The sequence below is a fragment of the Polynucleobacter sp. AP-Nickl1-40-C4 genome (assembly GCF_035012665.1).
In the GTDB taxonomy this organism is placed as follows: Bacteria; Pseudomonadota; Gammaproteobacteria; order Burkholderiales; family Burkholderiaceae; genus Polynucleobacter.
The window spans coordinates 9,837-27,591 of sequence record NZ_JAYGQR010000011.1 but is presented as its reverse complement, the minus strand read 5'-3'; the positions used below and the strand labels follow the sequence as shown (position 1 = coordinate 27,591).

At 46.3% G+C, this 17,755-nt stretch carries 1 protein-coding gene; it reads right to left on the bottom strand.

Translation table 11 applies throughout. From position 1 onward, the window contains the following. Nucleotides 1–17,714 (bottom strand): YDG domain-containing protein (locus tag VC182_RS11630; protein WP_323484121.1); only part of this gene is annotated, 17,714 nt, incomplete at its 3' end. Nucleotides 17,715–17,755: the final 41 nt, after the last annotated feature.

Here is a 17,755-nt window from a genome sequence, read left to right as displayed (position 1 = left end):
GCCAAATTCGAACCATATACACCGACGTTTTTACCGCTAGCTGCGCCAGAAATCGTTACCAAATCATTTGTCAGAATTGCTGGCGATGCTACTGCAGGACCCTGGGTCTGAACTTGACCGTTGTAAGTCAGTGCAGCAGTGGTTGGCGCAGTAATCGTTACAGCCAACGGAGTAACGGTCAGATTACCGCTGGTGATCGCAGATCCAGAGGTCAATCCAGAGCTGGCAGATACCAAATTACTTGCAGCGTAGGCATAGCTACCCACAACAATGTTTCCGGAGGTGCTGGTGGTTGTGCCGCTTGGTGTGAGATTAAAGCTCACTAAAGCGCTAGTCGCATCACGATATACATAACTTGTGACATTACCAACTGTAGCTGCACTAACAAATGTTAACGCACTGATATTAGAGCCACCAGTGCTGTATGAGGCAACCGGTTGTGCGGGGGTAATGATGTTGCCTGATGTGCTTGTACCGTATGGTGTAGTGGCACCAGCAGTTGTGATCATCAAAGCACCTGGGGCAACAATCGTATACGTTGCAGGAATATAGGTAATTGCGTAGTTGCCGATGCCGCTACCAGTTGCTGCGCTAATTGCAATTGGATAGGTACCAGCGGAAGCATTAACCCCAGTAGTTGATGCCGTAGTGCTAATCGTTGCGCCTGTAACTGTATCGCTACCTAAGAGCCCTACTGCTGGGGCTTGAGTTAAGGTAGCAAGAGCCTGGCTGTAGAAAGAAGACTTATTGACTGCGGTAATTGTTAGAGGGGCTGGAGTGATATTAGCTGGTGCAGTAATTGCAGTTGAGCCAATTGAGTAATTAGCAGCGCTTGCACCAGACAGGGTTGGCGTGTTGAATGTCACGGTAATTCCGTTAGCCACATTTGGGCTAGCAAAAGTAGCAGTCGCGTAGCTAACCGCTACTGAATCGCCCGGGAATAAATTGACCATCGACAATGCGCCGTTTGCAGTATTAGTAGAGGTATAGACCTTGCTATCTGCTACTGCGGTGATGTTCGGGCCTGTGCCGCTACCGAAATTAATGATGTATGGCGTGATGTTGGCAGTAATTGGGGACGCTGTACCAGTGACATAGTAGTTCGACGCAGCGCTACCTGAGAGTGTTACACCACTCATCGCGTTATAGGTGCCACCTGCAATCACTGTCGGGGTGGTATTTGGTGTCACGGTAATGCCGTTAGCCACATTTTTACTAGCAAAGGTAGCGTTGTACGGACCGGATGAGCTTACAGCCACGTTATTTAAGTCCGCCGCCAATACACCCGCTAACGTTTGAGAGGCCGAGCTGATGGTAGCTGCAGTTGTGCCGTCGTACGCCTTATTGTTTGCAGTTAAGCCAGCGTTAATGGTCAAAGGTGCCGGTGTAATGTTAGCCACTAATGTCTGAGGCCCTACTCCCGCCACGTAGTAGTTATTTGCTGCTGCGCCTGTCAAGGTTACGCCGGTCATGGTTGTTACGCCATTCACAACAGAAGTCGCCGGCGTCACTGTCAAACCTGAGCCTACGTTGGACTGGCTAAATGTTGCACCCGTGTATGGGCCGGTAGAACTTACTGATACCACGTCTGTACCCAGCACCCCAGCTAAAGATTGCGTACCCGTTACGGCAATCGTAGCGGCATTGGTTGTGTCGTAGACCTTGTTATTAGCAGTCAAGCCAGCGCTAATGGTTAATGGCGCAGGAGTGATATTGGCTGTTGCAGTAGGCACACTTGCAACTGAATAGTTAGCAGCTGCAGCGCCCGATAAGGTAACCCCACTAAAGCTTACTGTTAGGCCGTTAGCCACGTTAGGGCTTGCGAAAGCTGCGCTTGTATAGGCAACCGATACAGAATCACCAGCAAACAAGTTCGTCATCGCCAGTGCGCCAGAGGCAACAGTCGTAGTGTCATAGACCTTATTGTTCGCGGTAGCTGCGATGCTTGGACCGCCACTACCACTAGAGCCGATGATGAATGGCGTAATGGTTAGATTGTTATTAACATAAGTAAAAGCATAGTTACCCGCATCCGCACCAGTAGTCGACAAATTCGATACATAGACGCCTACATTCTTGCCAGAAGCAATGCCACCAATATTGACTACGTCATTAGTCAAGATGGCGGGGGAAGTCGTTGCCGCTGATTGATTCTGGGTACTACCGTTATACATGCTTGTTGTCGGTGTAGCGGTAACCGTTACAGCCAATGGCGTTACTGTGAAATTACCCGATGGAATAGCTGAAGTTAAGCCGGTAGCAACTGCAGATAGGTTGGAAGCTGCGTAAGCGTAGCTACCAACATTAATATTGTTTGATGTGCTGGTAGTTGTATTGGATGGCGTTAGGTTAAATGTAACCGTGTTTAGCGCGGCATCACGGAATACATAGCTCGTTACATCACCAGTAGTTGATGAGCTTACATAAGTTAAAGAGCTGATATTAGTGCCGCCAGTGGTATATGTGGCTGTTGGCAATGCAGGTGCAAGGATATTTCCCGATGTACCCGTGCCATATGGTGTGGTAACACCAGCAGTGGTAATCACTAAGGCGCCAGGCCCTACGATTGTGTAATTTGCAGGCACATAGTTAATGCTGTAGTTCGATAAACCAGAACCGGTTGCAGCGCTAATCGTAATTGGGTATGTGCCAACAGCAGCATTTGCACCTGTAGAAGTTGCAGTAGTCGTAATCGTTGCGCCAGTTACCGTATCGCTACCTAAGAGCCCTATTGCTGGCGCTTGGGTTAATGTTGCCAAGCCTTGGCTATAGAAAGAGGACTTATCCACCGCAGTAATGGTCAGCAATGCAGGAGTAATGTTTGCAGTCGCTGTTACTGGTGTGGAGCCAATGCTGTAGTTAGCTGCAGATGCACCCGATAAAGTGACGCCATTAAAGGTAACGGTAGCGCCAGTAGCTACATTCGGACTTGCAAATGCAGCGCTGGTGTAACTTACTGATACTGAATCCGTACCAAACAGGTTCACCATACTCAAGCTACCGTTTGCTGCAGTAGTCGAGGTGTAAACCTTGTTATTTGCCACAGCAGCAATATTAGGACCCGAACCACTGCCGAAATTAATGACGTATGGCGTAATGTTGGCAGTAATTGGTGTGCTTAAGCCAGCAACATAGTAGTTGCCTTGCGCGCTACCAGATAGGGTTACGCCAGTCATCGCGTTATAAGTACCGCCAGCAATCGTAGTTGGCGTCGTACTTGCGCTTACTGCTAAGCCTGTACCGACGTTTGATTGGCTAAACGCACCAGTGTATGGGCCAGATGAACTAATAGCGACATTACCAACATCAGATGCCAATACGCCTGCCAAGGTTTGGGTAGCTGAACTAATAGTAGCTGCAGTAGTGCCGTCATAAGCCTTATTGTTAGCAGTTAAGCCAGAGCTAATTGTTAATGGTGCCGGTGTAATGTTCGCTGTTAAGGTTTGTGGCCCTACTCCAGTTACGTAGTAGTTACCTGCTGCAGCACCGCCCAAGGTAACACCAGCCATCGTTGTGTAGCTAGCGCCATTGATAACTGATGAAGTAGTTGCTGGAGTAACTGTTAAGCCAGATCCAACATTAGATTGGGTAAACGTAGCGCCAGTGTATGGGCCAGTTGATGACACAGTAACCGCATCTGTACCGAGCACGCCGGCTAGAGTTTGATTACCAGTCACCCCAATAGTTGCAGCATTGGTAGTGTCATACACCTTATTGTTAGCAGTTAAACCGCCGCTAATAGTCAAAGGCGCTGGTGTAATAGTCAAAGTACCATTTGTAATAGCGCCAACGGTGTAATCACTTGACGTATTGAGAACGAGGTTACTGGTGTAGGTACCAACATTAGTACCAGTAGCCGTACCAGAGGCTGCAGTTGCCGTGTCAGTACCTTTGAGGCCTGTCACCACAAAACCAGTAGTTTGTGAGGCAGCGTTGTACATCACGGTTGCAGTATTGACCGCAGCAGTAATCACGATTGGCGTAATTTGCAAGCTGCCTTGTACATAAGTTACGACGTAGTCAGACGGACTAGACACGGTGGCCACTAATACATCAGGAACAATGCCTTGGGCTACGTGCGTAGCAGTTGCATAACCAGCAACAGTTGCTGTGTCAGACCCTTTGAGGCCGCTGACAGATGCGCCAGTATTGGTTTGTAATGCACCGTTATAGGCGTATTGATTATTGGTACCAGTAACTAACAATGCCGCTGGATTAATAGTCAATGCTCCATTGTTATAGGTAATGCTGTAGTTGCTAGCAGCAGCGCCAGTCGCTACTAACGCGTCTGCTGTCGTACCAGCATGGGTACCAGTTGCATAACCAGCAATAGTTAAGGTATCACTACCCTGCAATCCTGCAATAGTTGCAGCTGCATTAGTTTGTAATGCGCCATTGTAGGTAAGGTTTGTCAATGCACCATTCACTACCAACGGAGCGGTATTAACAGTCAGCGCACCTGGAACAACAGTCACTGCATAGTTTGAGAATCCACTACCTACTGAACCATTGATTGCATATGGTGTTGAGCTCGCATTAATAGCGCCAACTGCTGGGCCGCTATACACAACACCACCTAAGCCTGCAATAGTTTGACTATTCATCAAAGCGCCGCCAGTAACAGTTACACCGGTAGTCACACCGCCAGTGAGGCTACCCGCTGTAATTTGGGCCGCAGTTACGGCATTGGCGTTGTAGGTTTTGGATACATCAGCAACTGTCAGCGTCAATGGTGCCGGAGTAATCGTCAATGTATTGGTAATTGTGGATACGCCGGAGAACGGGCTGCCTGACTGTGTGTAGTTATTAGTATTGCTTACAGCATTGGTATACGAACCTACATTCCAAGTGGTGCTAGCGCCACTAACTACCGGGGTAACACCAACACTAGTAATGCTTGGTGTAATTGTGATGGAGTAGCTGCCATCGGTCCAAATATTGCCGGAGGAGTTGGTCAGGGTAGTCACCGTTACTGGACCACTACCCGCTGGCGTGGCGTACTGGACCGTTGCGGTTGTTGGTGTTGCTGCTGTGCCATAGGTTGTTGTAGCAGCATTCATCGTAATTACCAGAACACCTGTCGGTGAAATAGTAAATACACCTGGCACATAGCTGATGTTGTAGTTGTTATTACTGCTTACTCCAGCTGCTGTAATAGCGTATGGACCTACTGCTGTTCCAGGTGCACGAGTTACCGTATAAGTTGGCGCAGTATCGCTACCCTGCAATCCTGCAACTGATGCAGTTAGGGCTGGATCAACCTGACCGTAGAACGAACTCGCATTGTTTGCAGTTATCACTAAAGACGCTTTATTAATTGTGAGCGTTGGGGTATTCGAAGTTACGGTGTAGTTACCAGCATCAGTGCCGCTAGCAGCATAACTAGTGCTATAAGTCCCTGCATTTGTGCCAGTACCGCCAGTTGTAGCTACAACCACGTTATCGCCTGCAATTACACCTACAACGGTTGGTGATGTTAACGATTGTGCTGCACCGTTATAGGTCGTTGTTAAATTGCTGCCAGTAATTGTTAATGGTGCCGGCGTGATGTTGGCGGTAGTCGTCGTGTTAGCACCACCAGATAATTGGTAGTTCGCTGATGAACTGCCACCAAGTACTACCCCACTAATATTGACAGTTTTAGCTGTTCCAACATTCTTGTCTACGAAAGTGCCGGATAAGTTAGAGGTGTTTACTGAAACGGTATCACCAGCAAATACACCGCTGTAGGTAATCGTTCCAATGTTCAAGGTGGCTGCAGTTGTGGCGTTATAGACCTTGTTGTTAGCGGTAATGCCGCTGATCGTAATGGTTGCTGGAGTTATAGTAATCGATCCATTGGTTACACCGATTGTGTAGTCACTTGAATTGCTAAGGCCAACAGTTAAGGCATCAGCATAAGTACCTACATTTTTACCGGCGCCATAAGAACCACCAATAGTGGCTGTATCGCTAGCTTTTAGTCCAGTAACAGTTGCTACAGAATTCGTTTGAGTAGTCGCGTTATAGACCTGGGTGGTATTAGCGCCAACAACAGAGAGTGCTACTGGAGTAATCGTGATTGAGCCAGGCGCGTAAGTGAAGGCATAGTTTCCTGCTGCACTACCCGATACCGAGAATACGTCTGGCACTGTACCTTGGGATACGTGGGTCGCAGCAGCGCTTCCTGCAATAGTTACATTGGCGGTATCACCACTCAAAATACCGGTGGTTGTGTAGGTATTGGTTTGTAGAAGCCCGGTATATGGATTAACCGTAGTTGCGCCGGTAATGGAAGCGGCCAATTTACCGATAATGAGTGAACCATTGGTTTTGGTCAGGGTGTAGTTGCTAAGTTGAGTGATCCCTTTTGCGCTCACAGCCAATGTATCTGCATATGTAGCGGCATTGGTACCAGATGCAACACCTGTCACATTAATGCCATTGCTCGTTAAGAGGTCTTGTCCCACTAAGCCCACCACTGCTGGTGCAGTATTGGCTTGTAGTGAGCCGTTATAGCTTACGTTTGTTGTTACGCCCGTTACGCTCAATGGCGCTGGGGTAATCGTGAGTGAGCCTTGTGCTGAAACACTAATGTTGTAGTTACTAAGTGACCCGCCGTTCGTTACGCCTGTAACGGTTGGATTGCTTCCTGAGGTAGTAATCGTATTAGCATAAGTTCCAACATTTAATCCAGATGCCAGGCCATTAGTGCTAAATACTAGGGCTTGGCTATTCTGCATACCAGTTACGGTAAATCCAGTAGATGGATTGAATGTTTGAGCTGCCCCGTTGTACATCACGGTCTGACCGGATGCGGAAACGTTCGCTGGTGTAATCACTACGTTAGCAGGGGTAACGGTGAGATTTCCTGGGCTGTAAGTGATGGCATAGTTAGTTGCGCCAAAGCCGCCAGTACCTGTTGCACTGCTTGCAACGATTCCACCGGTATAAGTAAGCGCATTAGTAGTGCCAGGAACAGTTGCGGAGCTGTTGTACTGCAATGTCACCCCAGAAATTGTGTCGCCATTCGGCAAGCTTGACAGGCTGCTGGTGTAAGCCGTTGTTCCTAATGCTAGCGCTGTTCCATATACAGTGCTTTGGGAATTGGCAGTAAGGGATACAGCCAATTTATTAACCACCAAGTTGGCTGGCGTATAGGTAATGTTGTAGTTGGTAGAGTTAAAGCCGCCGGTACCAGTCGCTGCGCTTGTAGTAATCGCAGCGTTATAAGTAGCTGCCCCAGTGGAACCGGGTACGGTTGTGGAATTCGTAGTGCCATTGTAGTAATTGACGGCGACGCTTGTTAATGTGTCGCTTGCACCCAAACCAGAGCCGCCTATTGTGTAGCCTGTTGTTTGATTTTGTGAAACTGTAACCGGCGTGCCATATGTGGTGGTGATACCAACGGCAGCAATCGTAATTGGCCGAGGTTGAACTGTCATTAGCGCAGAAACATAGTTCAGCGTGTAAGCAACAGTGCCGGTAATCACTGCTGCAGATGGGGTGATTTGGTAACTACTACCTACTGGCGCTGTTGCTATTCCACCCAAGCTAGTTAAAGACAGTCCAGTTAAAGCATCTCCATTGGGTAAGCCAGCGATGGAATAGCTTGTTCCGCCAATAGTTACCACTCCCAAGCCATTACTGTTATAGGTTACGCCGTTAGTAGTTGTACTATTACCGTAAATTTTGGTGTCAGCAAGTGCGGTGATGGTGACGATTGCATTTACAGAAGATGTAAGGGTTCCGCCCACATAAGTAATTGCATAATTCGCAGCACCACGTGATCCAGAAACCGGGGCAAATACCGCAGCGCTTGGGGTGATGCTATTGACGTTTGGAGGAGCATAAACTCCAGACGCCAAGGTTGTCGGAACCGTGGTTAAACCATTGGATGTTAAGGTTGAACTCGTAATGGAATCCCCTAAAGTTACTCCATCAACTGTAGTTATGAGACCGGTGCTAGTGAAAGCGGTGGTTCCCAAAGGCAAGGCTGTTCCTGCCTGCACAGCCTGATTCGATGCGGTAATAGTCAGAGGTGCAGGTGTAATAACCAGGCCAACATTGCCAAAACTTTGGCTATTGATAGTCACGCCAGAACTTACGCTAATGCCGTGTGTGCTTGTGATGTTGTAGGTGTAGCTTGTGCTATCGGTATTAACCTGCTCACCCGCAAGCGTGCCATAACTTGTGCGTGGAGTTGGGGGCAATGCCTGCAAAGAGTTAACAAAAGCGTCCAATGGAACGACAAAGTTCACGCTATTAACAGTGATCAGCGCACATCCATCTGTACTTGCACAGGTAATCGCCGAAGAACCTGTTCCTACTACCGTACCATTAGACACCCAGCCTGAATTATTAGTCGTTTTTGTATAAAGGGCCTGTAATTGATAGTCAAGACTGCCTGGAGTAGTAAGGTTACCCGCAGTAGCTAATGGGTCGTTTGTTCCATAAACCTTAGTCACGTTGCCTGATAACGTGGCTGTGTAACTTGGTGAAATACGGAACTGAATTACTGGGCCAGTATTTGTAGAAGTAATTGCACCAGTATTCCAGCTAGTACCGCCTGTACCACCTGCTACGTTTGCAGTATTAATGCCGCCTAATGTAAAGATAGGCAATGATGTAGCTGCAACGTTACCAGCGGCATAAGCCTGGCTAAACAATGTATTGCTGAATGTGAAATCACCCAAGCTAGGAGAAAGCAATCCTAAGGAGGCTTGTGTGGAAGTTGTTCCGGCGGTAACTCCAGGCGAACCGGCATACAAATAGACGTTACCGTTTGGCGACGTGATGTTGTTTCCACTTAAGGCTGTTATTTGACCGCAATCAGCCGCACTGCAAACCGATGAAACAGTGCCGACTGGCAAATAAGCACCCGCCTCAATGACTACTGGTCCTGTTCCATTGTTAATAATCTTTGGTGGCGTGACGTTACCGTTATTGGACGTAGCGATGAATACGCCAGCATTAGAATTTTGGGTATACAGGGTTCCAGCAACAGTTACGATATCGGCTGTGGTTCCAATTGCACTTAATTCCAACGCTCCCGCTGTTGATGCATTCGTGATTGTGACTGCATCGCTATAACGACCTTGGTAGGCAACAATATTAGTATTACCACCGGTTGAATTATTGGTAATTGTTACAGCACCTGAAATACCGATGGCATTGCCCTTCACAGCACTCGTTGGCGTAGCATTAGTAGTCACTACAAATTGTGGCGTAATGCCCACAATGTTTATCGCATCAGTTCCAGCCGCAAAGGTTCCGCTTGATGTAATTGCGAGAGGTGCTACGGCGTTAATCGAAACAGCATCAAACGTCTGATTAGCCGAGGATGATGAAGCACCCACTACACCTCGAAGATAGATACCGTAATTAGCGGTTAAGCTTCCGCAAGCTACTGTGGTTGCGCAGGTGATAGCAATACCGTTTGCTGCAGTCGTGCCATATTGCCATGCATTTGAGGCATTAATGCCGCCCTGCACTCCTGCAAGGTAGGTATTGTCAAAAGTAATTGAGCCAGGAACATTAAGCGCACTATTCACAATTATTGGAGCACCGCTAGCGATGTTGTTGTAATTGATGTGGCTTGTTGAAGTGCCTAGGAAGGTTACTGCACCTGCATTAATAGTGGATAACTTATTGCCATTGGTGGTGTTATAGCTAATGACGGAATCGATACCGCTAGTATTTTGAGCAATCGAAATGTTTCCAGCCTGGCTGATCTGATTGTTCGAGATGAAATAGATACTGCCGCCATTGGCATTATCAGTAATAGCACCAGTTTGGGTAATGCCAGTGTTTCCACCCGCTGCAGTGTCATTTCCTGTAATGGTGATATCTCCAGCGGCATTGGTAATCGTGCCAGTAAGATTGACAACAGTTGTAGCAGTTGTACCAGTACCTCTAATGATTACTCCATTTGCAGATGAAATGGCTGCAGTCACTGTCATTGGTGCGCCAGTGGTTGAAGTGCCAACCAAAGTCACTGAACCTGCCGTAGAGGTAATCGGGGACGACATATAGTTGGCTGTTCCGCTATTGGGAGTATTTCCAGTAATAGAAATATTACCAACGGCCGTGATTGAGCCATTAGTTGCGAGGCCACTGTAGTCGACTCCGTATGAACCAGCAACTAAGGATGTTCCGGCTATTGAAATCGTTGTTGTGGAATTTAGCGTAACAGCCGGTAGCAATGTCACACCAGTGGCAGCGGCTAAATTGGAAATGCCATTTAAGGTGATACCTGTAGCTCCGCCAAAGGAACCGCTAGCTAAACTACCAGTAACCTTAACACCGTTTCCAGTTGATGTTGCGTAAGTTGTTCCATTTGCAGCGGTAATGAATCCGCTCGCAGGAGTACAACTAGCCCCTGTGCAGCCATAGGTATTGTCTAACAAAATATAACCAGGAACTGTTGTTGCGCCAATTGTTAATGCAGAGCCGCTTGATTTTTCTATGTAATTAATTGCAGAGCTGCTAGTTCCAGCGCCAATGGTTAAGGCACCAGTTGAAATCGTAGATAGTTGATTTCCGCTGGTAGTGTTGTAAGTAATATAGCTAGCGGTACCGCTGGTATTGGGAGCTACCGTTACCGCACCACTTTGACTAATCGCATTGTTAGAGGTGAAAGTGATATTTCCACCGCTAGCATTATCAGTAATAGCACCGGTTTGAGTAATGCCTGTATTTCCACCAGCAGCAGTATCGTTGCCAGTCACAGAAATATTATTGGAGTTACACGCAACCCCTGCCGAACAGGCATTAATTGTCATTGCACCCAAGGAAACCACGGTTGCTGCTGTAGTACCGGTACCTGTAACAGTAATAGAGTTACCAGTAATGAGTGCGGTATCCGATACAGCCATAGCAGTAGTTGAAATTCCGGTGATACTTACAGGTCCAGCTGCAGAGGTAATGGTTGCCGTATCTGATACACCCCCACCAGTTGCAGCGCCATTAGGCCCGCCAAAAATAGTGACGCCTGCGTAACCGTTGATAACTCCAGTAATTGATGCCCCATAGTTAGCAGCGCTTGAGGTAGTTCCCGTGACTGAAACGGTTCCATTGTTAGAAGTAATGGCTGCAGATAAATTAAGTGCTGCAGCAAGACCTGCATCAGTTTTAGACGTGCTAATTACCACGTTGGCATCTGCAGTAATAGTGCCAGCAATATATGCAGCGCTATAACCAAGTGCAAACCCTTGAGCGTAAATATTAATATTGCCACCAACACCACCAACAGTAGTTGCCCTCAATGTATTGAAGGATGATGTGTAGCCATTGATACCTAAAGCACCTTTAATAGGGGTGGCTGATGTGCCGAAGTTAATGTTACTACCATAAGCATTGGCTGATACTTCTGCAGATACAGCATTATTCATAAAAAATCCGCTACAGCACGACGCGCTAGTAACAGCTAACACATTAATGTCGCCACCTACCAAAGTAGGACCAGTACCGGAATTAATGGTGACATTACCCATAAAAGCTAAACCATGTCCTACGCCATTACTAAATCCACTAATATTGATTTGGTTGCCTGCGCTTACCTGCGAGCCAGAAATAGTGATAGCAGCCAGAGTAACCGCACCACTATTCATACCTGAAATTTGACTCGCGCTTGCTCCATTAATCGTAATGGAACTTCCCGCACTCAACGAACCAGTCACATAGACACCAGTTGAAGCATTTGATGTACTAATGGTAGACATGTTTAAATATCCGCTCGCTGGAGTACAACTAGCCCCTGTGCAGCCATAGGTATTGTCAGCCGTTATTGATCCCGAAACAGTTGTAGCACTAACAGTTATATACCCACCACTTGCTAAAGCACTGAAATTGACTGGATTGCTTGCAGGAGAAGAGCTAGCTGTGTATGTGAGAACTCCAGCTACGATAGAAGCATTCTGATTCCCTGATGTTACGTCATATGTTACTGCCTGAGCATGGCCGGTATTATTCGCGGCCAGAGTAACGGCCCCAGACTGAGATACATCTCCATTGGATTTAAATAAGATATCTCCGCCGCTTGATTGGACTGCAAGCGCACCTGTTGAAGTAATTCCAGGATTACCGATATTGGCCGTGTTTTTATTTCCGATTACTGAAATTGCATTGACCCCAGCCGTTGGAAATGAGGCAGCACTAGTAACGGTTAAACCATTTGCGCCTAATGCAACGGCAGCATTAGAGGCGCTGGCATTAATGCCGTTGATAGTAATGCCCCGCCCTGATGTCTGCGCACCTGTTAAGGAAATACCAATAGATGCAGTGGTATTAACTGTTGTAGCAGATGAAGCGGTTAGTGGTGTTGAACAGGTATAACTTGCATTTGATGCGCAAGTATTGTCCAGCAAGATTGTTCCAGACACGGTTACAGCTGGGATAGTTAATGCAGAACCATTAGACAGAATCTGATAGTTGACCGGACTTATGGCGCCGGTCGCGTTAAAGGTAAATATGCCAGCTGTAATCTGACTATTTAAATTACCAGTACGAGTGTCATAAGTTAAGGTTTGTACGTGATTTGTAGTGTTTGCTGTTGCAAAGCTGACCGCAGATGTTGCTGTAATGTCACCATTGGTCTTAAATGTGACATCACCACCATTAGAGTTATTAGTGATGGCACCACCAGTCACCACAATGCCACCCGCAAGACCGGTTGTAGCAACTGTTGAGGTGATATTTAACGCATCACCAACCGTAGCGTAAGTTCCCGCAGTAATTGTCACACCGCCAGTAACGCTAACACCCTTACCTGTTGCATTTGTATTGCTTGCGGTAATGTCAACCTGAGGAGCGGTTACGGACCCAGTAAGATTTACCGCAAAGAATCCAGCCTCATTGTCAGTACTATTAATGGTAATAGCACCACTAGTTGTTGAAATTGCTGCAGTGGAATAAACACCCGTTCCATTAAGGTTGTTGTTGTTTATGGTAATACCAGTCGCCGCAGCAATTGGAGCAAGTATCTGAAGTCCGCTTCCACTGCCGGTACTGTTGTTGCTTATATTTACGCTACCGGTATATGAAGTTAAAGTTGTACCAGCGCTAAGGTAAATACCACCCACGGCTAGTCCTGTAGAAGAACTAGTATTGGTTATATTGATATTGCCAGCCGCATTAATTGGTCCAGCCCCGTAAGCGGAAATTACATAACTGTACTGATTGGTACCTGCAGATTTTGCTTGAATATTAACGAAGCCGCCAATATTTAAGGTGGCGCCACTACTCTCATAGGCACCATTGATTCCTCCGGATACGGCAGCGTAACCGGCACCAATAAAGTTGCCACCTGTTGAAGTAGCGCTTACTACTCCAGCATTTGTGGTGGTGTTGATGTTTGCTTGGACATAAATGTTTTGTAGATAGCCAACATTGACTGTGCCCATTGTGATGGTTTGATTAACTAAATTAATAGTACCGCCCGTACCGTCCATGATGACATATCCACCCATCGTCGTTATGGGGGCAGTATTTAAAACGGTACCTTGATATTGAAGATTGGTAGTGTTAGTCGTCCAATAAGATTGCATGACCACATTTATTGGGCCGCTGCTTGCTGTGATTGCACCACTAACGAGTGATTGACCGCCAGCCAGGAATTGCAAATTAACCGTACCTGCGCCTGAAGAAGTAATTCCGCCTGAAGAGGTAATGCTTGACCCTTGAGTTAAATGGTTATCCAAAATCAAGGTATCTGTGATGCCTGTAGCTGGCGCAAACGCCCAAGCGCCAGTCTGAGTAATTGCGCCTGTTGCTAGTACCGTAACGTTAACTGGCTCGCTGATTGAGGCGACCTGAGAAGTAATGGCTCCAATCGTTATTTGACTATTTAAATTGCCTGATGTGGTGTCATAGGTAATTGTCTGTGCATGGTTCGTTGTATTGGCAGTAGCAAAGCTGACCGCAGATGTTGCTGTAATGTCACCATTGGTCTTAAATGTGACATCACCACCATTAGAGTTATTAGTGATGGCACCACCAGTCACCACAATGCCACCCGCAAGACCGGTTGTAGCAACTGTTGAGGTGATATTTAACGCATCACCAACCGTAGCGTAAGTTCCCGCAGTAATTGTCACACCGCCAGTAACGCTAACACCCTTACCTGTTGCATTTGTATTGCTTGCGGTAATGTCAACCTGAGGAGCGGTTACGGACCCAGTAAGATTTACCGCAAAGAATCCAGCCTCATTGTCAGTACTATTAATGGTAATAGCACCACTAGTTGTTGAAATTGCTGCAGTGGAATAAACACCCGTTCCATTAAGGTTGTTGTTGTTTATGGTAATACCAGTCGCCGCAGCAATTGGAGCAAGTATCTGAAGTCCGCTTCCACTGCCGGTACTGTTGTTGCTTATATTTACGCTACCGGTATATGAAGTTAAAGTTGTACCAGCGCTAAGGTAAATACCACCCACGGCTAGTCCTGTAGAAGAACTAGTATTGGTTATATTGATATTGCCAGCCGCATTAATTGGTCCAGCCCCGTAAGCGGAAATTACATAACTGTACTGATTGGTACCTGCAGATTTTGCTTGAATATTAACGAAGCCGCCAATATTTAAGGTGGCGGCATTACTCTCATAGGCACCAATGCCTCCTCCGGATACGGCACTGTAACCGGCACCAATAAAGTTGCCACCTGTTGAAGTAGCGCTTACTACTCCAGCATTTGTGGTGGTGTTGATGCTTGCTTGGGGATAAATGTCTTGTAGATAGCCAACATTGACTGTGCCCATTGTGATGGTTTGATTAACTAAATTAATAGTACCGCCCGTACCGTCCATGATGACATATCCACCCCTCGTCGTTATGGGGGCAGTATTTAAAACGGTAGCTCCTGAGGCCACATTGCTAGTGTTAGTCTTCCAATAAGATTGCATGACCACATTTATTGGGCCGCTGCTTGCTGTAATTGCACCACTAACGAGTGATTGACCGCCAGCAAGGAATTGCAAATTAACCGTACCTGCCCCTGAAGAAGTAATTCCGCCTGAAGAGGTAATGCTTGACCCTTGAGTTAAATGGTTATCCAAAATCAAGGTGCCTGTGATGCCTGTAGCTGGCGCAAATGCTAAAGCACCAGTCTGAGTAATTGCGCCTGTTGCTACTACGTTGACCGTATTGCCGGCATTAATGGCCGCAACAATATCCGCCGTGCTGATATTTGACGTACCAGTGGCTGCAAGTGCGTTAGCCAGTGTGCCGCCCGTTGAAGCAGTAGCGGTAATAGTGACGGTGGTTGGGTCAAGCAGCCACTCATTTGATACAACCGCTGTATTTTGAGTGCCCAACAAATCACCAGAGGTCTCTACGCGGTTTGCGGTCAATGTGGAGTTAGAAATTGCAACTAAGCTAGCTACTGCGCCTTGACTATAGCTTGGACGGCCAATAGCAATGTCGCCATTGATGGCTGCTAGAGATGAATTGTTGATTTGGATCTGGTCACCGAAGACGACGATAGTGCCGTTTGGTGCATTGATGCCAGTTTGGCTATCAAGATTGATGTTGCTGCTAGTGATACTGTTGTTTGAATCTACTGCCGCTGCTACTGCTGTGTTCACGAAATTTGTGAGTGCTGGAGGTGCAGTTGCTGGTGGCGCAAGGATAGTGCCATTACCCAAATTATTTACTTGGCCCAAATTGATGACGCCACCCTGGCTTAATCCTTCTGAACTAATTAATGCACCAATTAAATCTGTTTGGGTTTTACCAACAATGGCGATATTGCCGCCGTTAGTTACTTTACCGATTGAATCGACAATACCGTTAATCGTTGTTGTGCCGGCTGTTGAAACAATCGTGACTGCTCCCCCATTAATACCATTTGCTGAGATATAACTATTGCTGCCGATATTGATATCACCAGTTGCCAGAATATTAATTAAACCGCCGTTACTTGTATAAGTATTGCTATCTGCATTTAAACCATTTTGACCATTGCGACGATTATTCGCAGTAGTCGTATTTGCAGAATTTAAATTGCTTGAATTTGTATTATTCGAATTATTACTATTACTGCCATTGGAATTAATATTACCGAGAATATTAATAATGGCACCAGCTAAATAAATATTGGAATTATTTCCACCGTTAGTATTAATAGAACCATTTACATTAATAGCCTGGGCTACTGCATATACTTGTCCAGCAGTAATGTTGCTATTAATGTCAATCTGGCCGCCAGTTGCGATCAAGTTCAATGAGGTTGCTGTATTGCTTGAATAGATATCGGCACCAGCCATGATACGAATCAACGCGGATTGACTGGCCGTGCATGATCCAAACGCGCAGGCGTTACCCGTTGCATCCAATGTCACGCTGGTGCTATTCAAGGCATTGCTGATAGCGGATGCTGCTGCGCTATCAATAATTAAGGCTTGCGGATCTATTGTCCACATGCCAGTTTTGCCATTTGGGGCAGATGTATCTATGATTGAGCTTGCTGCAATGGAGACGTTGCCCTTAGAGCTAGTCTCGATGAAGCCACCATTACCGCCTTGTGCCCCACCCTTTGCGAAGAGGTTTCCAGCAATTAAGGTCTTGATTTGAGACCAAATATTGATGGTTCCACCGTTACCGTTTTGGGTAGCAGATGCATCTACAGTTGCGTTAGTTTGTACGGAAACTGTGTTTGCTAAGGAATTGTTTTGTATAGCGTCTTGAACTGATTGATTGTTTGCGTTGTTTACGCCAACATTAATAGTTCCGCCGGCTGCTGCACCAGTGGCAGTGGTTTTTGAACCGCTTGCTAAAGTAATGTTATTACCTTTAAGGCTAATATTGCCACCCGTTGCTTGTGCAGAATTGGCTTCAATCACACCACTTTGCTCGATTGTGTCGGCAGTTAATGAGATTTTTCCACCAGAAGTATTAATATCGGATGCAGAAATAGTGCCGGTATTTTTAATGAGTGAGCCCATTAAATTCTGTGCAGCATTTGCGCCAATAATTACTTGACCACTACCTGCATTAATTAATAATTTATTTGAAATTAATGCATTTACTACTGAAGCATCAACTGAAACACTGACAAATTGACTGCCAGAAAATTTCAAAGTCACTTTTTGACCAGCAACTAATGCAATCGCATTATTACCACTCATTGTTGCAGTAATAACGCCGGTATTAACTACTTGTGGCGCCATTAATGCAATATAACTATTAATATTATTGCCAGTAATATGGCCTTTATTAATAATTTTGCCAGTAGTGCCACCCTCATATACCTGGGTATTATTTCCTGACATAAATTCTGTTGCAGAGATGTTCATGGTGGTTGCCACCATGCCACCCACATTCACCTCAGCACCCTTACCGAACACCACGCCATTGTTATTTACAAAAATCACCTGACCGTTGGCATTGACTGCGCCATTGATCATCGATTTTGAAGCACTATTGACGTAATTGAGGGTTGATGCAGAGGAATTGGGTTGATTGAAGTTCACCGTTGCTTGTGAACCTACATCAAAACTATTCCAATTAATCACAGCACGTTGACTGGATTGATTGATATTCATAGTGTTACCCGCCTGGGAGATGGCTGCTGTACCAGCAACAACTTTCCCGCCTGTTGGCAACGCATTAGCGGCGGGAGGGGCAGCTAGCGCCTGTCCAGCCAGACCAGCAATAGCTAAAGCCGCTAATAACTTAGCGGCTTTGAACTGTGATTCACAGCTCTTTCTATGCGATGGTTGCGTAATTTTAGGTATCAAACTTGGTATTTCACTTAAGTGCTAGAGAATTTAACGAAATT